Origin of the sequence: Oceanibaculum indicum P24 (genome assembly GCF_000299935.1) — a bacterium.
GTDB classification, from domain to species: Bacteria; Pseudomonadota; Alphaproteobacteria; order Oceanibaculales; family Oceanibaculaceae; genus Oceanibaculum; species Oceanibaculum indicum.
The window spans coordinates 13,549-32,572 of record NZ_AMRL01000008.1 but is presented as its reverse complement, the minus strand read 5'-3'; the positions used below and the strand labels follow the sequence as shown (position 1 = coordinate 32,572).

Genomic DNA, 19,024 nt, shown 5'->3' with positions numbered 1-19,024 from the left:
CGTTGAATCTTGAGAATGCGGGCGTTTTTTTCAGTAAGAACCCGCTTTGCCTTGCGCGCAACCATCATCTCCGCGCGCCTGCCCTGTTCCGGGCGGAGAGGGGGGCGAACAGGTATCCCTCCAATCCCCCTCACCCAGCTGCGCCTAGTTCGCTTCGCTCACAAGGCTTCGTAACCCTCTCCCTCCGGGGGAGAGGGAAAGAGAAAATGAGAACGCGATTAAAACTCTCTCCCCCTTGCGGGAGAGGGTGGTGAGCGCCAGCGAGCCGGGTGAGGGGGCAGGACCCCCATAGTCTGTCGCCACTACGCACTGGCTGTCATTCCCGGCCTTGTGCCGGGAATCCAGGGTTCAGCCCGCTCGACAGATGATCCAGCAAGCGGAAACCTGGACCCCCGCAACGAGTGCGGGGGTGACGGGTGGAGAAAGACGTCCTTCCTAAGCCAGCGCGTTTTCCAGATCGGCGAGCAGGTCGGTCAGATCCTCGACGCCGACGGAGAGCCGCACCAGCCCGTCGGAAATGCCGAGTTCAGCGCGGATGTCCGGCGGGATCGAGGCATGCGTCATGATCGCCGGATGCTCGATCAGGCTTTCAACACCGCCCAGGCTCTCGGCCAGGGCGAACAGCTTGGTGCGCTCCAGGAAGCGCCGGCTCTCGTCGAGCCCGCCCTTGATGACGGCGGTGACGATGCCGCCAAAGCCGCCGATCATCTGCCGCTTCGCCAACTCGTGCTGCGGATGGCTGGCAAGACCGGGATAGACCACCTTCTCGATCTTCGGGTGGGCCTCCAGCCATTGCGCGATGGCCAGCGCGTTGGCGCAGTGCCGCTCCATGCGCAGATGCAGCGTCTTCAGCCCGCGCAGTGCCAGGAAGCTGTCGAATGGTCCGGCAACCGAGCCGATGGCGTTCTGCAGATAGGCCAGAGGCTGGCGGTGCGGGCTGCCCTCGCGTACTACGGCGACGCCGCCCACCATGTCGGAATGGCCATTCAGATACTTGGTCATCGAATGGATGACGATGTCGAAACCGTGATCCAGCGGTTTCTGCACATAGGGCGAGGCGAAGGTGTTGTCGGCCACCGCGATGAGGCCGTGCTTCTTCGCCATGGTGGCAATCGCCTGGAAATCCGCCAGCCGCAGCATCGGGTTGGTCGGGCTTTCGACCCAGACCATCTTGGTGTTCGGCCGGATTGCGGCTTCCAGCGCCGCCGGGTCGGACAGGTCGACGAAGGAGAATTCCAGCCCGGCCGAGCGCTTGCGCACATTCTCGAACAGCCGGTAGGAGCCGCCATAGAGATCGTCCATGGCGATGACATGGCTGCCGCTGTCCAGCAGCTCCAGCACCGTGCCCATGGCGGCAAGGCCGGAGGCGAAGGCGAATCCCGCCTCGCCATTTTCCAGATCGGCGACGCAGGCTTCCAGCGCCATGCGCGTCGGGTTCTGGCTGCGCGAATATTCGTAGCCCTTATGCACGCCGGGGCTCTGCTGCACATAGGTCGAGGTGGCGTAGATCGGCACCATGATGGCGCCGGTTGTCGGGTCCGGCTCCTGGCCGGCATGGATGGCGCGCGTGCCGAAGCCGGCGCGGTTGGTCTTGTTCTGGGTCATCGTTCAGGCCACCGATTGACGGAGATGGTTGATGAGATCGACCTTGGTGATGAGGCCGAGGAATTTCTCGCCTTCGACCACGATGGCGACATGGTCCTTGCGGAAGATCGGCATCAGGTCGGCGATTTTCGCGGTGGGCGCGACGGTTTCCAGCCGGCTGGTCATGGCCCCCGACACCGGCCGCCGGAAGCCGTCCGGGTTGTCGTGCGTCGCCAGCAGCAGGTCGCTTTCGTCGAGGATGCCGGCAAGGCGCCCATCGGCCAGCACCGGCAGCTGCGAGATATCGTAGAGCCGCATGCGGCCATAGGCGGTCAGCAGCGTGTCGCCCGGCTCCACGCTGATCACCTCGCCGCGCACCGCCTGCCGGGCGATCAGGTCGCGCAGATCGCCGGTCTTTTCGCGGGCGGTCAGCCCCTGATCCTGCAGCCAGAAATCATTATAGGCCTTGGAGAGGTACTTGTTGCCGCTGTCGCAGACGAAGGTGACGACACGCTTCGGCGTGGTCTGGGCGCGGCAGTAGCGCAGGGCGGCGGCGATCAGCGTGCCCGAAGAGGTGCCGGCCAGGATGCCTTCCTTCATCAGCAACTCGCGCACCGTGGCGAAGGCCTCCCGGTCATCGATGGTGATGGCGCTGCCGACCAGGTCGAGGTCGCAGTTTGGCGGAATGAAATCCTCGCCGATGCCCTCGACCAGCCAGGAGCCGGCCTCGCCGATATGGCCCGACCGGCTGGCCTCGGCCAGGATCGAGCCCTTGGGGTCGGCCAGCACCATCTCGACATGGGGTGCGGTCTTCTTGAAGTAGCGTCCCAGCCCGGACAGCGTGCCGCCGGAGCCGACGCCGCAGACCATCGCATCCATGTCGCCATCCATCTGCGCCCAGATTTCCGGACCGGTGCCGGTCTCGTGCGCCAGCGGGTTGGCCGGGTTGGCGAACTGGTTCACCCAGAAGCCGCCGGGAATCTCCTTCTCCAACCGCTCCGCCATGTCCTGGTAATAGGCCGGATGACCGCGCCCGACATCGGAGCGGGTCATGACGATCTCCGCCCCCAGCGCGCGCAGATGGTTGATCTTCTCCTGGCTCATCTTGTCCGGGATGATGAGCAGCAGCTTGTAGCCCTTCTGTGCCGCGACCAGTGCCAGCCCCAGGCCGGTATTGCCGGCGGTCGCCTCGATCAGCGTGGTCTTGCCGGGCGCGATCTTTCCCTCCCGCTCCGCCGCCTCGATCATGGAGAGGCCGATGCGGTCCTTGATCGATCCGCCGGGGTTCTGGCTCTCCAGCTTCAGGAACAGCCGGCAGGGGCCGGTATCCAGGCGGGTGACTTCGACCATCGGCGTGTTGCCGATCAGCGCAAGGACCGATTGCGGGGCGGGCATATAATAATCCTGTATTTATTTGTGAATTATAAAAATCACTCACACATGACTGTAAATTGTATCTGGCCTTATCCGGTCAAGGAAAAAAGAAGCCCCGGTCCGGGAACCCTCCATGAAAACCGGGGGCATCGGACCGGGGCAGGAAAGGACCCGGGAGGATGGAAAGGGGTTACGACAGATCCAGCGCCTGGACGATCTTTTCCTTCCAGTGCTGGAAATCGCTGTCCGTGCGCCGGCGCGGGCGTGGCAGGTCGAGCGCGAATTCAGCGTGGATATGGCCGGGATTGCCGCGCATCACCACGATGCGGTCGCTGAGCGCGACGGCTTCCTCGACATCGTGGGTGACGAACACCATGGTGAAGCGCTCCTCGCGCCACAGCTCCAGCAGATGATCCTGCAGTTGCAGCCGGGTGAAGCTGTCCAGCGCGCTGAACGGCTCGTCCAGCAGTAGGATGGAGGGCCGGCGCACCAGCGCGCGGGCAATCGCCACGCGCTGCGCCATACCGCCGGACAGCTGACGCGGATAAGCCCCGGCGAAATCGGCCAGCCCGACCTTCGCCAGAACGGCGGCGATCTTGCGGTCCTGGCTCGCCTTCTCCTCACCATTCAGGGCGAAGCGCACATTGTCGGCCACACTCAGCCAGGGCATCAGCCGTGCTTCCTGGAACACCATGCCGATTTCCGGATGCGGGCCGCTGACCGGATCGCCATCGATGGCGACGCGGCCGTGGCTGGCGCTTTCCAGCCCCGACAGGATGCGCAGCAGGGTGGACTTGCCGCAGCCCGAGGTGCCGACGAGGCTGACGATCTCCGACTGGTCAATGGCCAGATCGACATCGTTCAGCGCGATGACGCCGTTCGGGAAATGCTTGGCGAGACTATCGATTGCGAGCATGGGTCGCTCCCTTCATGTCGCCGAAACCGTCCTGCCAGGCGAGGAACGGGCGGGTGGCCCCGGCCAGCACGGCGTCGGTCAGCTTGCCGGCGATGGCGAACAGGATGAGGCTGGCGACGATCACCGCCGGGCGGCCGGTCATCTGCCCATCGACCATCAGATAGCCGAGGCCTTCGCTCGCCCCCATCAGCTCGGCCGCGATGACGAACATCCAGCCCAGCGCCAGACCGGCGCGCAGGCCGACCACATAGGAGGGCAGGGTGGCCGGCAGCAGTACCCGGCGCACCAGATCCAGCCGGCTGAAGCGGTTCAGCTTCGCCACCTCCACCAGCTTGCGGTCAACGCCCTGAATGCCCTCGACCAGGTTCAGATAGATCGGGAAGAACACGCCGACCGCGATCAGCGTCACCTTGGAGGCCTCGAAGATGCCGAACCACAGGATGAACAGCGGCACCCAGGCCAGCGAGGGCACCGCCTTCAGCGCCTGCAGGGTGGGGTCCAGCAGCTCCCGCGCGGTGCGGGAATAACCGGTGACGGCCCCCAGCAGCGTGGCCGCCGCCGTGCCGGCCAGGAAGCCGAACAGCACGCGGGTCAGCGTCACGCCGATATGGCTGGTCAGCTCGCCGCTGGCCCACAGGGCGGAGATTTCTTCCAGCACCGCTTCCGGGCTTGGCACCAGATTGGGCGCGAACACGCCGGTCCAGGACAGCGCCGCCCAGCCGGCTAGCAGCAACAGGGGAACGATCAGCCCCTTGGTGCCGGCCAGTGCCGCCAGCGGGTTGCGCTTGCGCGGAGAAGCAGCGGCCCCCGAGGGAGCCGCCGCCTTCGCGGTGTCGCGGTCATAGACCTCGGCGGTCATCGCTGCGCCGCCTGCTGCCGGTTGACGCGCTGGATGTACTGGTCGTCGATCAGGTCGGCCACCAGCGCCGGCACATCGGTATCGGCTTTCAGCACGCCGATCTCGCGCAGCACGGTGCCGGCAGCTGTCAGCGCCTTGCGGTGCTCCTCGCCGATTACCGGGTTGGTGAGGTCGGTGCGCTCGCCCAGCTGCTTCCTGGCGATCTCGTCCTCGACCTTGGCGGCCTTCACGAGGTAGCCGCGCAGCTCGTCCGGATTCTCCAGCGAATATTTGCGGGCGCGCTCATAGATGGCCAGCAGACGCTCGACGATTTCCGGATTCTCCGTGGCGAAATCCTCACGGACATTCAGCACGCCATAGGTGTTCAGCGCCGGGTCGCGGTGGAACAGCCGGGCACCCTCCTGCAGCTCATGCTTGGCCATGTGCGGGTCGAGGCCGGCCCAGGCATCGACCTGACCGCTGACCAGCGCGCGCCCGCCATCGGGGTGCTGCAGCAGCACCGGCTTGATGTCCTTCTCGGTCAGGCCGGCCTGGTTCAGCGCCTGCAGCAGGAACAGATGCGGGTCGGTACCGCGGGTCACGGCGACGCGCTTGCCCTTCAGGTCGGCGACAGACTTGATGCCGCTGTCCTTGCCGGTGACCAGCGCCGTCCATTCCGGCCGCGAATAGATGTAGATCGCCTTGATCGGGTTGCCGTTGGCCTTGCCGACCAGCGCTGCGCCGCCGGCGGTGGAGCCGAACTGGATGGAGCCGCCATTCAGGAATTCCAGCGCCTTGTTGGAGCCCAGGCTCAGCACCCAGCGGACGTCGATGCCGTCCTTCTTGAACTCCTCCTCGACCCAGCCCTTGTCCTTCAGCAGCAGGCTGACCGGATTGTAATAGGCGTAGTCGAGGCCGATGCGCTCCGGCGCGGCCTGGGCGGCGCCTGCTCCAACGGTCACGGCGAGGGCTGCGGCGGCGATGCTGCCGAGCTTGAAGGTGCGGCGGGTGATCTTGATGGTCATTCTTGCTCTCCTTGCGTGTGCGCTAGCGGCGCAGGTAAGGAGGCTCGGAAGAGTGGGGTCCGTCTGGTCCAGCTCCGGGACGAAAAAAATCCGCCTCGGCTCCAGAGCCGGGCGGATTTGCCCGCTCTCTTTAGCAGAATTTATAAAGCGCCCCGCAAGCTGAGCCTCAAATCGGCGCTATGTCGTCTTTATAATCTACAGTTTCTGTGCCGTCAATCAGAAAAATTGCACAGTTGAATTTTGTTGTTAGGCGGCCTTGGCCTTGCCGTTCACCGTGTGGCTGACCGCCAGCACCGGCTTGTTGTTCAGGGTCTGGAACACCACGCAATAGCGCTCGGTCAGCTTGAACAGGCTGGCCAGCTGCTCCTCGTTCGCGTCGGTGTCGATATCGAAGGAGAGGCGGATATCGGTGAAGCCGACCGGCGCCTCGCGGTCCACCGCCAGCGTGCCGCGGAAGTCCAGGTCGCCCTCGGCCTTCACCGTGCCTTCGCGGATCTCGATGCCCAGCGCCGTAGCGACCGCCTTCAGCGTGACGCCGGCGCAGGCCACCAGCGCCTGGAGCAGCATGTCGCCGGAGCAGGCGGACAGGCCGTCGCCGCCGGTCGCCGGATGCAGCCCGGCCTCGACCAGCGCGCGCCCGGTATCGACGGAGCAGGTGATGGCTTCCTCGCCCAGCCTGCCGTCGGCCTTCAGGGTGATCTTCGCGGCGTCCGGCTGGTCCTTGTACTGCGCCTTCAGCGGCGCCTGCAGGGCCTTCAGGGTGGTCGCGTCCATGATCCGTCTCCGCATGCTCGTCAAAAAAAATCCGCCGCAGCCAAAGCTGGGCGGATCGGGGCCGACGCTTTAGCTGCATTTGTAAAGCGCCCGCAAGCTGATGCTCAAATCGGCGCTGACCGGGAAGATAGGGGCGGGAGGATGAGGAGTCAACGGGGCGCTGACAGGTTTCTTTCTTCGCTCCGGTTTCCTCAGACCGTCACCCCCGCATTTATTGCGGGGGGCCAGGCTTCCGCTTGCTGGATGCTCGCCCGAGTAGGCTGAACCCTGGATTCCCGGGACAAGCCCGGGAATGACGGTTGGCGGTGAACGAGATTATCCTTCCAGCCACTCCGCCCTGACGTCTTCATCCGTTTCGGTTGGCAGATGCCGGTCGCGCAACGCCGCGAACCGGTCGGCATCGAGCAGGCGGGACAGCGCCCAGACCGCCATGCCGCGCACCAGCGGGGAGCTGTCTGAAAGCAGGCTTTCCGTAATTGGTACAAGCGTTTGTGACCCGCTGTTGCCAATCGCGATCAGTACATTGCGCACGAAGCGGTCGCGGCCGATGCGCTTCACCGGCGAGCCGGAGAAGAGCTGGCGGAAGCCGGCATCGTCGAGCTGCGCGAGGTCGGCCAGGCGCGGGGCCATCAGCTCGGCGCGCGGCAGGAAGGCGTCATGGCCGGTCGGCTTTGCGTACTTGTTCCAGGGGCAGACGGCGAGGCAATCGTCGCAGCCATAGATGCGGTTGCCCATCGGCTCGCGGAATTCCCGCGCGATGACGCCCTTATGCTCGATGGTCAGATAGGAGATGCAGCGCCGCGCATCGAGCTGGTAGGGCGCCGGGAAGGCGTCGGTCGGGCAGGCGGAAAGGCAGCTTGTGCAACTGCCGCAATGGTCGATCTCGGAGGTGTCGGGGGCCAGGTCCAGAGTCGAATAGACCTCGCCGAGGAACAGCCAGGAGCCGAAACCGCGCGACACAAGGTTGGTGTGCTTGCCCTGCCAACCGAGGCCTGCCTGCTGGCCCAGCGGCTTTTCCATGACCGGTGCGGTATCGACGAATACCTTCACGCCGCTGTCGATTTCCTCCGCCATCCAGCGCGCCAGCGCCTTCAGCCGGTTCTTCACATGATCGTGGTAGTCGCGCCCCTGGGCATAGACGGAGATACCGGCGCGCGTCGGGTGGTCGAGGATCGCCAGCGGGTCGCGGCCCGGACCGTAATTCATGCCCAGCACGACGATGCTGCGCGCCTCTGGCCACAGCACCTGCGGGTCGCCGCGCCGGTCGGCCTTCTCTACCATCCAGCCCATATCGCCATGCCGGCCCTCGGCCAGGAAATCGGCCAGCCATTGCCGCACCTGATTGCTGAGCTGCGCCGGAGCAAAGCCGACGGCGTCGAAGCCCAGCGCCAGCGCCTGCTCGCGGATGCGGGATTTCAGGTCTTCGGTCATCCCCGGCCGCGATAGGGGGGGACACCCTGATCGGGAATCCACACGCCCTCTGGCGCGGGGCCGGTCTGGTAGAACACGTCGATCGGGATGCCGCCACGCGGATACCAGTAGCCGCCGATGCGCAGCCATTCCGGCTGCATGACCTCCACCAGCCGGCGCGCGATGGAAACGGTGCAATCCTCGTGGAAGGCGCCGTGATTGCGGAAGGAGCCCAGGAACAGCTTCAGCGACTTGCTCTCCACCAGTCGGTCCTTCGGCACATAGTCGATGACCAGATGGGCGAAGTCCGGCTGGCCGGTCAGCGGGCAGAGCGAGGTGAATTCCGGGGCCACGAAGCGCACCATGTAGCGCACGTCCCCCTGCGGGTTCGGCACCGTCTCCAGCACCGCCTTCTCCGGGCTGTCCGGCAGGCCGGTCGCCTGTCCCAGCTGCGTCAGGCCGCTATAGATGCTGTCGGTCATTCGGTATATCCCCTCAATCGGTCCTTCGCGCCTGAGAAAATGAAGTTTCTCTTTCGTCATGGTCGGACTTGATCCGACCATCCATTGACCGAGCGAACTGCACGGACCGCTGGACCCTCGGGTCAAGCCCGAGGGTGACGAATCAAAGTATTAGCCTCAAGCCGCAACCCTATCCCAGCGCCGGGATATCCCCGCCGGCCTGTGTCTCATGGAAGCCGGCCACAAAATCCTCCAGCGATCCGGCCTCTATGGCGGCGCGCAGGCCCGCCATCAGCCGCTGATAATAGGCCAGATTGTGCCAGGTCAGCAGCATCAGCCCGAGAATTTCCTCCGACCGGACCAGATGATGCAGATAGGCGCGGCTGCAGGAGGTACAGGCCGGGCAGGGGCAGCCTTCCTCCAGCGGCCTTGGATCGTCCTGATGCCGGGCATTGCGCAGGTTCACCGTGCCGCGCGCGGTGAAGGCCTGCGCGGTGCGGCCGGAGCGGGTCGGCAGCACGCAGTCGAACATGTCGATGCCGCGCTGCACCGCGCCGACGATGTCCGCCGGCTTGCCCACACCCATCAGATAGTGCGGCCGGTCGGCGGGCAGATGCGGCACCGTCTCCTCCAGCACCCGGAACATGATCTCCTGGCCCTCGCCGACCGCGAGGCCGCCCACCGCATAGCCATCGAAGCCGATGGATGCGAGCGCTTCCGCCGAACGCTTCCGCAGATCGGGATAGACGCTGCCCTGCACGATGCCGAACAGCCCATAGCCGGGGCGCTTCTTGAAGCCGTCCTTGGAACGCTGCGCCCAGCGCATCGACAGCTCCATGGAGGACAGCGCCTGTTCATGCGTCGCCGGATGCGGGGTGCATTCGTCCAGCACCATGGTGATGTTGGAATCCAGCAGATGCTGGATCTCGACCGAGCGCTCCGGCGACAGGAAATGCACCGACCCGTCGATGTGGGAGCGGAAGGTGACGCCCTTCTCCTCGATCTTGCGCAGGCCCGCCAGCGACATGACCTGAAAGCCGCCGGAATCGGTGAGGATAGGCTTCGGCCAGTTCATGAATTTGTGCAGGCCGCCCAGCGCCGCGACGCGTTCCGCTCCCGGCCGCAGCATCAGATGATAGGTGTTGCCCAGCAGGATTTCCGCGCCTGTCTCGGCCACCGATTCCGGGCGCATCGCCTTCACCGTCGCGGCGGTGCCGACCGGCATGAAGGCGGGCGTCTCGATGGTGCCGTGCGCGGTCGTCACCCGGCCGCGCCGGGCCGCGCCATCGGTGCCGAGGAGCTGGAAGCCGAACTCTACCGGCTGGGATGCAGCAGACATGCGTCACCGTAGGAGTAAAAGCGATAGCCGGCCTCTATCGCATGGCTGTAGGCAGATTGCATGCGCTCCAGCCCGGCAAAGGCCGAGACCAGCATGAACAGGGTGGAGCGCGGCAGGTGGAAATTGGTCATCAGCAGATCGACCGCCTTGAAGCGGTAGCCGGGCGTGATGAAGATATCGGTGTCGCCGGAAAAGGCCGGGACGGTGCCATCCTCCCGTGCCGCGCTTTCCAGCAGGCGCAGCGAGGTGGTGCCGACCGCGACCACGCGGCCGCCCTGGCGCTTCGTCTCGGTGATGCGCGCGGCGGTCTCGGGGTCGATGCTGCCCCATTCGGCATGCATCCGGTGGTCTTCCGTATCGTCGGCCTTCACCGGCAGGAAGGTGCCGGCGCCGACATGCAGCGTCAGGAAGGCGGTGCCGATGCCGCGTTCGGCCAGCGCCGCCATCAGCCGGTCGGTGAAGTGCAGCCCGGCGGTGGGCGCGGCGACCGCACCTTCCTCGCGGGCATAGATGGTCTGGTAGCGTTCGGCATCCGCTGCTTCCGCCTTGCCGCCGCGGATATAGGGCGGCAGCGGCATGGAGCCGTGGCGCTTCAGCGCCTCCAGCAGGTCGGCGGCGCCGGCGAAGGCCAGCCGCAGCTCGCCACCCTCGCGCTTTTCCAGGATGTCGGCGGCGAAATCCTCGGCGAAGCGGATCGTCTGGCCGGTTTTCAGCCGCTTGCCGGGCCGGGCGAAGGCCAGCCATGTGCCGTCGGCTTCCGCCTTGTGCAGCAGCACCTCGACCGCGACCTCGCCGCGATACCCATGCAGCCGGGCCGGGATCACGCGGGTATCGTTGAACACCAGCAGGTCGCCGGGGTTCAGCAGGGCCGGCAGGTCCAGAACACCGCAATCGCCGAGCCGGTCCGGGCGGATATCCAGCAGCCGCGCCGAATCGCGCGGCTCGGCCGGCATCTGGGCGATCCGCTCCGGTGGCAGGTGGAAATCGAAGAGATCGACCTTCACGAGGGGCGCGCGGTCCCCATCGGCCGCACCACCGCCATCAGCAGGCGGAAGGGGGAGAGGAAGAGCAGGGCCAGCGCCAGCTTCACCGCGAAATCGCCCAGCGCCAGCGTGACGAAGGGAACGGCGGTGCCGGCGAAGGCCAGCGTGAAGAACAAAGCGGTATCGACTGCCGAGCCGATGGAGGAGCTGGCCAGCGGCGCCTGCCACCAGCGTCCGCCGCGCAGCCGGTCGAACACATGGACGTCCAGCAGCTGCGCCACCAGGAAGGCGCTGCCCGAGGCCAGCGCGATGCGCGGCGTCGCCAGCCACAGCGAGCAGATCACCGCCAGCGCGAAGCCGATATAGACCACCTGACGCGCCCGCCTTGGCCCATAGGCACGGTTGGTGAGGTCGGTCACCAGGAAGGTCGCCGGATAGGTGATCGCGCCCCAGGTCAGCCAGTCGCTGAGCGGAAACTGCACCAGATAGTTCGATGCGCTGACCAGCACGATCATCGCCGCGACGGCGATCAGCATGCCGCGCAGTACGCTCCGGTCGATATTGGTGGCGGGGTTCATCTCTATCAGCATTTCCTGCGGGACTTTCGGACCCGGCTTATAGGCCAATCCGACCGCTTGTTGAAGGCCAAACCATATTGGTATGACCGGCGGGCTTGTCCAACCGCACCCAAGCCGTGATATCAGTAGGCCAAACCGCCACCTAACGCATAAAGAAGAACATCATGGTTCAGATTTCCGAAGACCAGATCCTGCAGGCACTGAAGTCCGTCCGCGACCCGGATCGCGGGCAGGATATCGTGTCGCTCGGCATGGTGACCGGCTTGTCCGTGCAGGAGGGCCGCGTCAGCTTCGCTATTGAGGTCGACCCCTCACGCGGCCCGAAGCTGGAAGGCCTGCGGCAGGAGGCCCAGAAGGCCGTCGAGGCGCTGCCGGGTGTTGCCGGCGTGACCACCGCACTGACCGCGCACAGCGCCCGCGGGCCCGCTGCGCCTGCTCCCGCTGCCGCACCGCGCCCGCTGGGCGGCAAGCCGGCGGCTGGCAGCCGTGTTGGCGGTACAGCTCCTCATGCCCATGGCCATGTGCACGGCCATTCGCACGCCCCGCAGCAGCCGGGGCAGCAGCCGGCCCAGGCGAAGCCGCTGGTGCCGGGCGTGCGTGCGATCATCGCCGTGGCGTCGGGCAAGGGCGGTGTCGGCAAATCCACAACCTCGGTCAATCTGGCGCTGGCGCTGGCTGCCATCGGCCGCAAGGTCGGACTGCTGGACGCCGATATCTATGGTCCGTCGCTGCCGCGCATGATGGGCATCACCGGCAAGCCGACCACCACGCCGGATGGCAAGACGCTGAAGCCGATGGAGAATTACGGCGTCAAATGCATGTCCATGGGCTTCATGGTGGCAGAGGATACGCCGATGATCTGGCGCGGCCCGATGGTGATGAGCGCGCTGGAACAGATGCTGCGCGATGTCGATTGGGGCGATCTGGACGTGCTGGTGGTCGATATGCCGCCGGGCACCGGCGATGCGCAGCTCACCATGGCGCAGCGCGTGCCGCTGGCCGGGGCGGTCATTGTCTCGACGCCGCAGGACATCGCCCTGCTGGACGCCCGCAAGGGTCTGAACATGTTCCGCAAGGTCGATGTGCCGGTGTTCGGCGTGATCGAGAATATGAGCTACTTCCTGTGCCCGCATTGCGGGGAGCGCAGCGACATCTTCTCGCATGGTGGCGCGCGCAAGGAGGCGGAGCGCATGGGCGTCGATTTCCTGGGCGAGATTCCGCTCGACATCGCCATCCGCGAGACCTCCGACGGCGGCAAGCCCATCGTGGTCTCGCAGCCTTCCAGCCCGCATGCGGCGGCCTATCGCGCCATTGCCGAGGCGGTCTGGGCGCGGCTGTCCGGTGGTGCCGTGCGGGCCATGCCGAAGATCAGCGTCGAATAGGCCGGATCATGGAGGAGGCAACCCGCAGCCTTCTGGAGGTGACGGAAAAGCCGGTCTTCCCGCCGGTCTATGAAGGCGTCCGGCTGCCGGCGGGCGAGGATGCGTTCGAAGCCGCGCTCGCCGCCGCCCGGCAGGGGGCCGATCCCGCCACCCTGTTCTGGGAGGACCGCGAGGAACGCGTCGAACTCGCCATCGTGCTGCACCCGGAGCAGGCGCTGGCGCAGGCCCTGCCGATCCTGCATGTCGGCATGATTGGCATCGGCGATGCGCTGGGCGCAATTGTGCCGCCGCAGGTGGCGGTGACCTTTGGCTGGCCGGACCGGATCGAGGTGAATGGCGGGCTGGCTGGCGGCTTCCGTCTGGCGGCACCGGAAGGCTGTGCGGCCGATGCCGTGCCGGACTGGCTGGTGCTGGGCCTGACCATCCTGGTGAAGCGTGAGCTGATCGGCGGCGAGGAGCCGGGCATGGACCCGACCCGCACCGCGCTGCATGAGGAAGGCTGCGGCGAGCTGACCGTGCCCGACATTCTGGAGGCGTTCAGCCGGCATTTCCTGCTCTGGGTGAACCGGTTCGAGGAGGAGGGGCTGCGCCCCATCGCGGCGCACTGGCTGGAGCGCGGCAGCGGCTACCGGGAAAGCGTCGCCCTGTCCCATGCCGGCGAACAGCATGCCGGCACCTTCATCGGGCTGGACGAGGAGGGCGGCATGCTGCTGCAGACCGAGGCGGTGCAGGCCTTGCCGCTGTCCGCCGTGCTGGCCGGGCCGGGCTGGGCGCTGTAGCCATGCTGTTTCCGCGCACCATCCGGATGGATTCCACCGATACGCAGGTCTTCGAGCAGGCGGCCGAGTCGGGCGAATGGGCGGTCTCCGGCAGCTTCGCCTTCGCCGACAGCGGGCCGGGCGATCTGGTCGGCAAGCGCCGTGTCGCTTTCCGCAGTGCCTTCCTGGGAACGGAAAGCTTTGGCTGGTCCACCTTCGTGTCGGTGTCGGACATCGATACGGAGTCCTACGAGGCGGTCATCCGCAGGCTGGCGGAGCATTTCGTCGCGCGCTACGGTGCGCCCTCGGTCGAGGCCGCGCTGCCGGTGGCCCGATCCGAGGCGGAGTTTGCCGCAAGCCTGGCGGCGGAGCACCGGGTGAACATGCTGCTGGCGGTCGAGCGCGAGATGGAGGAAGGCGGTATCCGTGAACGGTTCCGCGCCCTGCAGCCGCCGCGCGAGGCCGATCACGCAAAGATATGGGCGCTGGTGCCCGATAATGAATAATTGGTTCTGGAAAGTTTTCTAAATGCCTGATTTCTGGATATCTTCCGGCTATTATTTGCTGAAGCGGACGGCGGATAACCAGCTTGCGGTGACCGACGATTACCTGCGCGCCTACTTTAACCGGCCGGAGGTCGTGCCGGTCGAGGAATCCTGCGACAATGAGCGGGCGCTGCATGCCGCGCTGATGGAGGAGCCGCGCCGCGTTGTGAAGCCGGCGGAGCTGCTGCGCATGGAAGATGAGGATGCGCGGGAGAATTACGAGATCGTCCTGAATTTCCGCGACCATCTGCTGCGCCACGGCACCATCGAGGCCGCTTATGCCGCGCTGTTCAAGCTGGACGGGCCGGTGGAACCGGTGCGGCTGGCGCCGATCTTCCTCGACCAGATGGTGCATGTGATCCTGCGCGGCCTGCTGGAAGGCTGCGAGGACCCGTTCCGGCTGCGTGCCGCCGAGCTGCTGTTCCGCAGCCAGAAGGTGACGATCCAGGACGGCAACATCATGCTGGCCGATGAGGAGGTCATCGACCTCTATGCCTCCACCGGCGGGTTCGGCGATCTGGGCCGGCTGATCGTCGAGGCGCAGACGCCGCTCAGGCAGATCGACCTCGACGTGATGACCGAGGAGAACGCGCATCAGTACTGGGAGCGCGCCGAGCGCTTCGACATGGTGCTGGACATGACCTTCGGCCGGCCCGGCCTGGATGCGCTGTGCCGGGTGCTGGAGACCTGGATCGCGCATTTTACCGGCGCCGAGGTGCGGGTCGCCCCGGTGCAGTCGATCAGTGACGACCGCTGGAGCTGGCATGTCGGGCTCGACAGCGTGTCCACCAACATCCTGAACGACCTCTATGAGGGGCAGGAGGTCAGCGAGGAGAGGCTGGCCGATATCCTCTCCCTGTTCCGGCTGGAATTCCGCGACACAAACGCCATGCTGCCGCAGCTGGCGGGCCGGCCGATCTATCTCGGCCTTGCCAAGGGAGAGAATGAATTGCTGCGGATGAAACCGCAGAATTTGCTGGTCAATCTGCCGCTGGCGGAGACCGTCTAGCAAGCAAGGGAGGAAGAAGGATGGCCCAGGCAGCGAACGGCGCTTTCATCGACCGCCCGGCGGCGCGGGCGCTGGCGGCCCTCGTCTTTGTCGGGGCGGCGGCGTTCCTTGGCTATTACGAACGCGACAGGCTGTTCGGCAGCGGTGTTGCGGAAGGGCAGGCCGGGGCGGCGAACGACCCGTTCGCGCTGTGCTTTGTCGAGCGTGCGGCGCAGATCGACCAGATGGTGAAGGACAAGGTCGTCTCGGCCGCCCAGGCGGCGGACTTCAAGGGCCGCGCCGAAGCCATGTGCCGCGCCCAGACGAAGGGCGCCGGCGGCCCTCCGGGCGGTGCCGGCGGCCGTCCGCCGCCCGGTTTCACGCCGGTCAGGTGAGGGGGAGGTTCGTCTTCCCCTCATCCAGCATTCACTGTGTGCTGAAGAAGAATTTTCTCTCGTCGCCCCATTCCTCCTGCCGTCATTCCCGGCCCCAAATCCCATGGGGTGCCGGGAATCCAGACTTCAGCCAGCTCGACCGACATCCAGCAAGCTGAGGCCTGGACCCCCGCAACAAGTGCGGGGGTGACGGGCGGAGTTGAAAGGAGAGGCTGGCGAGCGTCAGCCAACCGGGCGATGGGGAAGGCGCAGAAACCTACTCAGCCGCGTGGGCGGTGCCGGGGTAGAGCCGGGCCAGTTCGGCGCTGAAAAAATCGGCCAGCGTGCCACGGCCCGACAGGCCGGCGCGGGCCTCCGCCTCGGTATTGTAGTTGGTGTTGGTGTTGATGTCGTAGGTGCGCGCCCGGCCATCGGCGCCGACGATGAACTCCACACCGGCCACTTCCACGCCGTTTTCCGCAAGCATCCGCTCGTAGCTGGCCTTCTGCACCGGGTCGATCTCCGGCACGATCTCGAATTTCGGCCGCGCCGCTTCCTCGCCGACCGGGCAGAAGGCGTCGCCGACCGCGCAGGCATCCGCCGGGCACAGCTCGAACCCGCCGCTGGTATCGACGCGCACGGCATAGAGGAAGCGCCCGCCGACGAACTCGCAGCGGGTGATGAAGGGCTCCGGCGCCTTGATGTATTCCTGCAGCAGGTGGATGCCGTCCACCGGCTCCTCATAGAGCGGGCTTTCGACATAGGCTGCCAGCCCATCCATGCTGTTGAACAGCTGCACGCCAAGTCCCTTGCCGCCGCGATTCGGCTTCAGGATCACCGGCCCGTCGCCGAAATGCGCCTTTGCGGCCTCGAACAGACGGTCGCGGCCCAGCACCATGACCGTGCGCGGCGTCTCGATGCCAGCCTTCTCCAGCGCCGCATACTGGCGTGCCTTGGAGAGTTCGAGGTCGAGCGCGCGCACACCGTTCACCACACGCCGTCCGTGGCGTTCCAGCCAGGTCAGCACACCGGCGGTCAGGTCGGTGGAGTAGCGATGGTCGCGGGTATGCGCGGAGGCGCTCATGCGGCTGAAGAATAGGCCGTGCGGCGGTTCCGACGAGATGTCGAAGGCCCCGTCCGACAGGTCCCAGCCCTGCCAGGGCAGGCCGCGCGCGTCGAACAGCTCCGCCAGCGGTGCCAGCCAGTCGGCGTTCTCGTAGAGCACGTAGATCCGCGCATCGTCCATGTCTGGAAACATCAGCCCAGCTCCTCAATCACGACCTCATGGGTCATGGCAGCCGTCTTGTTTATCACATGGGTGGCCGAGCAGTATTTATCGACCGAAAGTTCCACCGCGCGATGGACGGCATCCGCCGACAGGCCGCGCCCCTTCACGAGGTAGCGCATATGCACCTTGGTGAAGACCTTGGGATGGTCCTCGGCGCGTTCCGCCTCGATCTCGACCTGGCAATCCTCAATCGGCTGGCGGCCCTTCTGCAGGATCATCACCACGTCGAAGGCGGTGCAGCCGCCCAGCCCCAGCAGCAGCATCTCCATCGGGCGCGGCCCCAGATTGCGGCCGCCATTCTCCGGCGCGCCATCCATGACCACGGCGTGGCCGGTGCCGCTCTCGCCCATGAAGGCCATGCCGTCGATCCATTTCACCCGCGTCTTCATGCTCATACTGCCTCCAGTGCCGCATTCAGGTCGGCGATGATATCCTCCGCATCCTCCAGCCCGACCGAGATGCGCACCAGCCCGTCCTCGATGCCGAAGGCGGCGCGTTGTTCTGCCGGCACGGCGCGGTGGGTGGTGGTGGCGGGGTGGGTGATCAGGCTCTTGGCATCGCCCAGATTGTTCGAGATATCGATGAGGCTGAGGCCGTTCAGCAGCCGGAACGCGCCCTCCTTGCCGCCGGGCACGGTAAAGGCGATCAGGTTGCTGCCGCCCTTCATCTGGCGCTGCGCCAGCTCGTACTGCGGATGGCTGGGCAGGCCCGGATACAGCACCTTACCGACCTTGGGATGCGCCTCCAGCGCGGTCGCCACGGCCAGCGCGTTGCGACCATGCCGCTCGACGCGCAGATCCAGCGTCTCCAGCCCCTTCAGCAGCACCCAGGCGTTGAACGGGCTCATCGACGGGCCGGTATGCTTGTAGTAGGGCCAGAGGAATTCCTTGTGCCAGTCCGCCGGGCCCAGGATGGCGCCCCCCATGCAGCGGCCCTGGCCATCGATATGCTTGGTGGCGGAATAGACAACGATGTCAGCACCCAGCTCCAGGGGGCGCTGCAGCATCGGTGTGGCGAACACATTGTCGATGATGACGCGGGCCCCCGCCGCATGCGCCAGCTCCGCCACGGCGGCGATATCGACCAGCCCCAGGATCGGGTTCGATGGCGTCTCGAAGAATACGGCCTGCGCGCCCGGCTTCAGCGCGTCGCGCCAGGCCTCCAGGTCGCCGCCATCGACCAGCACCGTCTCGATGCCATAGCGCGGCAGCAGGGTGGAGACGATCCAGTGGCAGGAGCCGAACAGCACGCGCGACGACACCACCCGGTCACCGGCCTTCAGGAAGCACAGCATCGCCGCCGCGACGGCCGCCATGCCGCTGGGCGTGGCGGCGCAGGTCTCCGCCCCTTCCAGCAGGCGCAACCGTTCCTCGAACATGGCGACGGTGGGGTTGGAATAGCGCGAATAGACGAAGCGGGAACCTTCATTCTTGAAGGCAGCCTCGGCTTCCTCGGCGCTGTCATAGACAAAGCCGGAAGTGAGATAGAGCGCCTCTGACGTTTCGGAAAACGGGCTGCGCCTCTGCCCGCCGCGCACCAGCTGCGTCTGCGGCTTCCAGTCTGCGCGTCTGTCCTTGTCGGCCATGTCGGTTTTCCGCCCCCTGATCAAGCAACGGACGGTAGGCGGGCGGCCAAGCCCGAGTCAAGGTGCCCTCAGGGCGTCACCGGGTTGCGCGCATCGGCGAGGATGCGCCCGCCGATGGCGACGAAGCACACGCCGGCCAGCCGCTCGATCCAGTGCTGTGCGTTGCGGAACCGGCGCATCACCGGGCCGGAGGACATGAACAGGCTGACGATGGAATACCAGACGAGCGAGCTGGCCATCACCAGCGCCACCATCAGCCCCATGAACCAGAGCGGCGTGCCGGCGCTGACGGTGGGCGCGAACACGCTGGCGAACAGCACGATGGCCTTCGGGTTGGTCAGCGTGACCAGGAAGCCAAAGATCAGCGGGTTGCCGCGCGGGCGGCCTGATTCGCCGGCTGATTCGATGACGATCTCCTGTGGCTTGCCGCGGCTGGCGAGAAACAGCCGGATGCCGAGATAGATCAGGTAACAGCCACCCAGCACGCGCACACTCCAGGCCAGCCACTGATACTCCGCCAGCACCGCTGACAGGCCCAGTAGGCTGAGGCTGGCATACATGCCGAGGCCCAGCGTGACGCCCAGCGTGGTCATGAGGCCCGCCGCCGTGCCGCGTGTCATGGAGGAGCGCACCACGGCGATGAAGTCCGGCCCCGGCAGCATCAGGGCCGGGATGAAGATGGCGAACACGCTGGCGAGGATCAGGATCGGGGACATGGCGGAACCGGCGCTGTGGTGTCGATACTGGCCAATCCTAGCGCGCCCCGGACCGCTGTCACGGGGAGTATTGTCGCCCGTACAATAGGCCGGCCCTTGCCGAGTC

20 protein-coding genes and 1 riboswitch are annotated in these 19,024 nt (G+C 66.1%); of the genes, 5 read left to right on the top strand and 15 right to left on the bottom strand.

Annotation, left to right across the window (positions count from 1 at the left end; genetic code table 11):
• Positions 1 to 435 precede the first annotated feature (435 nt).
• The 11 genes from P24_RS08300 to P24_RS08250 form a co-directional block, all read right to left on the bottom strand.
• The gene (locus P24_RS08300) at positions 436 to 1,605 is read right to left on the bottom strand and encodes a trans-sulfuration enzyme family protein (protein WP_008944260.1); all 1,170 of its coding nucleotides are present in this window, start codon (positions 1,603 to 1,605) and stop codon (positions 436 to 438) included.
• Between the two features lie 3 nt (positions 1,606 to 1,608).
• Positions 1,609 to 2,979, bottom strand: a complete 1,371-nt coding sequence (locus P24_RS08295; RefSeq protein WP_008944259.1) for a pyridoxal-phosphate dependent enzyme — start codon at positions 2,977 to 2,979, stop codon at positions 1,609 to 1,611.
• 169 nt (positions 2,980 to 3,148) lie between these two features.
• On the bottom strand, positions 3,149 to 3,874 hold the full coding sequence (locus tag P24_RS08290) for an ABC transporter ATP-binding protein (protein ID WP_008944258.1): 726 nt from the start codon (positions 3,872 to 3,874) through the stop codon (positions 3,149 to 3,151).
• A complete protein-coding gene (locus P24_RS08285; RefSeq protein WP_008944257.1) occupies positions 3,858 to 4,733 on the bottom strand; it encodes an ABC transporter permease in 876 nt (291 codons plus the stop codon). The genes P24_RS08290 and P24_RS08285 overlap by 17 nt, the downstream gene beginning before the upstream one ends.
• Complete coding sequence (locus P24_RS08280) at positions 4,730 to 5,737, bottom strand: aliphatic sulfonate ABC transporter substrate-binding protein (protein ID WP_008944256.1); 1,008 nt, start codon at positions 5,735 to 5,737, stop codon at positions 4,730 to 4,732. Before P24_RS08280 ends, P24_RS08285 begins: the two co-directional genes overlap by 4 nt.
• A 109-nt stretch (positions 5,738 to 5,846) precedes the next feature.
• Positions 5,847 to 5,925, bottom strand: a riboswitch (SAM riboswitch).
• A 58-nt stretch (positions 5,926 to 5,983) separates the two neighbouring features.
• Positions 5,984 to 6,511, bottom strand: a complete 528-nt coding sequence (locus tag P24_RS08275; protein WP_008944255.1) for an OsmC family protein — start codon at positions 6,509 to 6,511, stop codon at positions 5,984 to 5,986.
• Between the two features lie 315 nt (positions 6,512 to 6,826).
• Positions 6,827 to 7,942 (bottom strand): tRNA epoxyqueuosine(34) reductase QueG, encoded by a 1,116-nt coding sequence (gene queG, locus P24_RS08270; RefSeq protein ID WP_008944254.1) that lies wholly within the window; start codon positions 7,940 to 7,942, stop codon positions 6,827 to 6,829.
• Entirely contained in the window at positions 7,939 to 8,403 is a 465-nt protein-coding gene (gene queF / locus P24_RS08265; RefSeq protein ID WP_008944253.1) for a preQ(1) synthase, read from the bottom strand. The genes queG and queF overlap by 4 nt, the downstream gene beginning before the upstream one ends.
• Positions 8,404 to 8,572: 169 nt before the next feature.
• Positions 8,573 to 9,721, bottom strand: a complete 1,149-nt coding sequence (gene tgt, locus P24_RS08260; RefSeq protein WP_008944252.1) for a tRNA guanosine(34) transglycosylase Tgt — start codon at positions 9,719 to 9,721, stop codon at positions 8,573 to 8,575.
• A complete protein-coding gene (gene queA / locus P24_RS08255) occupies positions 9,697 to 10,725 on the bottom strand; it encodes a tRNA preQ1(34) S-adenosylmethionine ribosyltransferase-isomerase QueA (RefSeq protein WP_008944251.1) in 1,029 nt (342 codons plus the stop codon). The genes tgt and queA overlap by 25 nt, the downstream gene beginning before the upstream one ends.
• The gene (locus tag P24_RS08250) at positions 10,722 to 11,282 is read right to left on the bottom strand and encodes a queuosine precursor transporter (RefSeq protein ID WP_192813237.1); all 561 of its coding nucleotides are present in this window, start codon (positions 11,280 to 11,282) and stop codon (positions 10,722 to 10,724) included. Before P24_RS08250 ends, queA begins: the two co-directional genes overlap by 4 nt.
• Positions 11,283 to 11,446: 164 nt before the next feature.
• Here P24_RS08250 and apbC point away from each other — a divergent pair, with 164 nt between their 5' ends.
• From apbC to P24_RS08225, 5 genes are read left to right on the top strand one after another with little or no spacing between them, the layout of a single operon-like run.
• Positions 11,447 to 12,664 carry an iron-sulfur cluster carrier protein ApbC gene (apbC, locus tag P24_RS08245; protein WP_008944249.1) on the top strand — a complete coding sequence of 406 codons (1,218 nt, stop codon included), beginning with the start codon at positions 11,447 to 11,449 and terminating at the stop codon, positions 12,662 to 12,664.
• 8 nt (positions 12,665 to 12,672) lie between these two features.
• A complete protein-coding gene (locus tag P24_RS08240; RefSeq protein WP_008944248.1) occupies positions 12,673 to 13,443 on the top strand; it encodes a biotin/lipoate--protein ligase family protein in 771 nt (256 codons plus the stop codon).
• A gap of 2 nt (positions 13,444 to 13,445) precedes the next feature.
• A complete protein-coding gene (locus tag P24_RS08235) occupies positions 13,446 to 13,928 on the top strand; it encodes a DUF6505 family protein (protein WP_008944247.1) in 483 nt (160 codons plus the stop codon).
• A gap of 22 nt (positions 13,929 to 13,950) precedes the next feature.
• The gene (locus P24_RS08230) at positions 13,951 to 14,976 is read left to right on the top strand and encodes a DUF6352 family protein (RefSeq protein ID WP_008944246.1); all 1,026 of its coding nucleotides are present in this window, start codon (positions 13,951 to 13,953) and stop codon (positions 14,974 to 14,976) included.
• A gap of 20 nt (positions 14,977 to 14,996) precedes the next feature.
• Positions 14,997 to 15,350 carry a hypothetical protein gene (locus P24_RS08225; RefSeq protein WP_008944245.1) on the top strand — a complete coding sequence of 118 codons (354 nt, stop codon included), beginning with the start codon at positions 14,997 to 14,999 and terminating at the stop codon, positions 15,348 to 15,350.
• A gap of 256 nt (positions 15,351 to 15,606) precedes the next feature.
• On the opposite strand, the gene P24_RS08220 is transcribed toward P24_RS08225, so the two are convergent.
• The 4 genes from P24_RS08220 to P24_RS08205 all read right to left on the bottom strand — a co-directional run bounded on the left by P24_RS08220 (position 15,607) and on the right by P24_RS08205 (position 18,918).
• Positions 15,607 to 16,587 (bottom strand): ATP-grasp domain-containing protein, encoded by a 981-nt coding sequence (locus P24_RS08220; protein WP_008944244.1) that lies wholly within the window; start codon positions 16,585 to 16,587, stop codon positions 15,607 to 15,609.
• On the bottom strand, positions 16,587 to 17,012 hold the full coding sequence (locus tag P24_RS08215) for an OsmC family protein (protein WP_456093835.1): 426 nt from the start codon (positions 17,010 to 17,012) through the stop codon (positions 16,587 to 16,589). Before P24_RS08215 ends, P24_RS08220 begins: the two co-directional genes overlap by 1 nt.
• On the bottom strand, positions 17,009 to 18,202 hold the full coding sequence (gene metZ / locus P24_RS08210) for an O-succinylhomoserine sulfhydrylase (protein ID WP_008944242.1): 1,194 nt from the start codon (positions 18,200 to 18,202) through the stop codon (positions 17,009 to 17,011). The genes P24_RS08215 and metZ overlap by 4 nt, the downstream gene beginning before the upstream one ends.
• Before the next feature lie 68 nt (positions 18,203 to 18,270).
• Positions 18,271 to 18,918: a LysE family translocator gene (locus P24_RS08205; RefSeq protein ID WP_008944241.1), complete on the bottom strand. Its 648-nt coding sequence runs from the start codon at positions 18,916 to 18,918 to the stop codon at positions 18,271 to 18,273.
• Positions 18,919 to 19,024 lie beyond the last annotated feature (106 nt).

Excerpts from the sequence above, each read along its gene's own strand:
- P24_RS08300 (WP_008944260.1), bottom strand. The coding sequence starts at position 1,605 with ATGACCCAGAACAAGACCAACCGCGCCGGCTTCGGCACGCGCGCCATC.
- P24_RS08295 (WP_008944259.1), bottom strand. The coding sequence starts at position 2,979 with ATGCCCGCCCCGCAATCGGTCCTTGCGCTGATCGGCAACACGCCGATG.
- P24_RS08290 (WP_008944258.1), bottom strand. The coding sequence starts at position 3,874 with ATGCTCGCAATCGATAGTCTCGCCAAGCATTTCCCGAACGGCGTCATC.
- P24_RS08285 (WP_008944257.1), bottom strand. The coding sequence starts at position 4,733 with ATGACCGCCGAGGTCTATGACCGCGACACCGCGAAGGCGGCGGCTCCC.
- P24_RS08280 (WP_008944256.1), bottom strand. The coding sequence starts at position 5,737 with ATGACCATCAAGATCACCCGCCGCACCTTCAAGCTCGGCAGCATCGCC.
- P24_RS08275 (WP_008944255.1), bottom strand. The coding sequence starts at position 6,511 with ATGGACGCGACCACCCTGAAGGCCCTGCAGGCGCCGCTGAAGGCGCAG.
- queG (WP_008944254.1), bottom strand. The coding sequence starts at position 7,942 with ATGACCGAAGACCTGAAATCCCGCATCCGCGAGCAGGCGCTGGCGCTG.
- queF (WP_008944253.1), bottom strand. The coding sequence starts at position 8,403 with ATGACCGACAGCATCTATAGCGGCCTGACGCAGCTGGGACAGGCGACC.
- tgt (WP_008944252.1), bottom strand. The coding sequence starts at position 9,721 with ATGTCTGCTGCATCCCAGCCGGTAGAGTTCGGCTTCCAGCTCCTCGGC.
- P24_RS08250 (WP_192813237.1), bottom strand. The coding sequence starts at position 11,282 with ATGAACCCCGCCACCAATATCGACCGGAGCGTACTGCGCGGCATGCTG.
- apbC (WP_008944249.1), top strand. The coding sequence starts at position 11,447 with ATGGTTCAGATTTCCGAAGACCAGATCCTGCAGGCACTGAAGTCCGTC.
- P24_RS08240 (WP_008944248.1), top strand. The coding sequence starts at position 12,673 with ATGGAGGAGGCAACCCGCAGCCTTCTGGAGGTGACGGAAAAGCCGGTC.
- P24_RS08235 (WP_008944247.1), top strand. The coding sequence starts at position 13,446 with ATGCTGTTTCCGCGCACCATCCGGATGGATTCCACCGATACGCAGGTC.
- P24_RS08230 (WP_008944246.1), top strand. The coding sequence starts at position 13,951 with ATGCCTGATTTCTGGATATCTTCCGGCTATTATTTGCTGAAGCGGACG.
- P24_RS08225 (WP_008944245.1), top strand. The coding sequence starts at position 14,997 with ATGGCCCAGGCAGCGAACGGCGCTTTCATCGACCGCCCGGCGGCGCGG.
- P24_RS08220 (WP_008944244.1), bottom strand. The coding sequence starts at position 16,587 with ATGTTTCCAGACATGGACGATGCGCGGATCTACGTGCTCTACGAGAAC.
- P24_RS08215 (WP_456093835.1), bottom strand. The coding sequence starts at position 17,012 with ATGAGCATGAAGACGCGGGTGAAATGGATCGACGGCATGGCCTTCATG.
- metZ (WP_008944242.1), bottom strand. The coding sequence starts at position 18,202 with ATGGCCGACAAGGACAGACGCGCAGACTGGAAGCCGCAGACGCAGCTG.
- P24_RS08205 (WP_008944241.1), bottom strand. The coding sequence starts at position 18,918 with ATGTCCCCGATCCTGATCCTCGCCAGCGTGTTCGCCATCTTCATCCCG.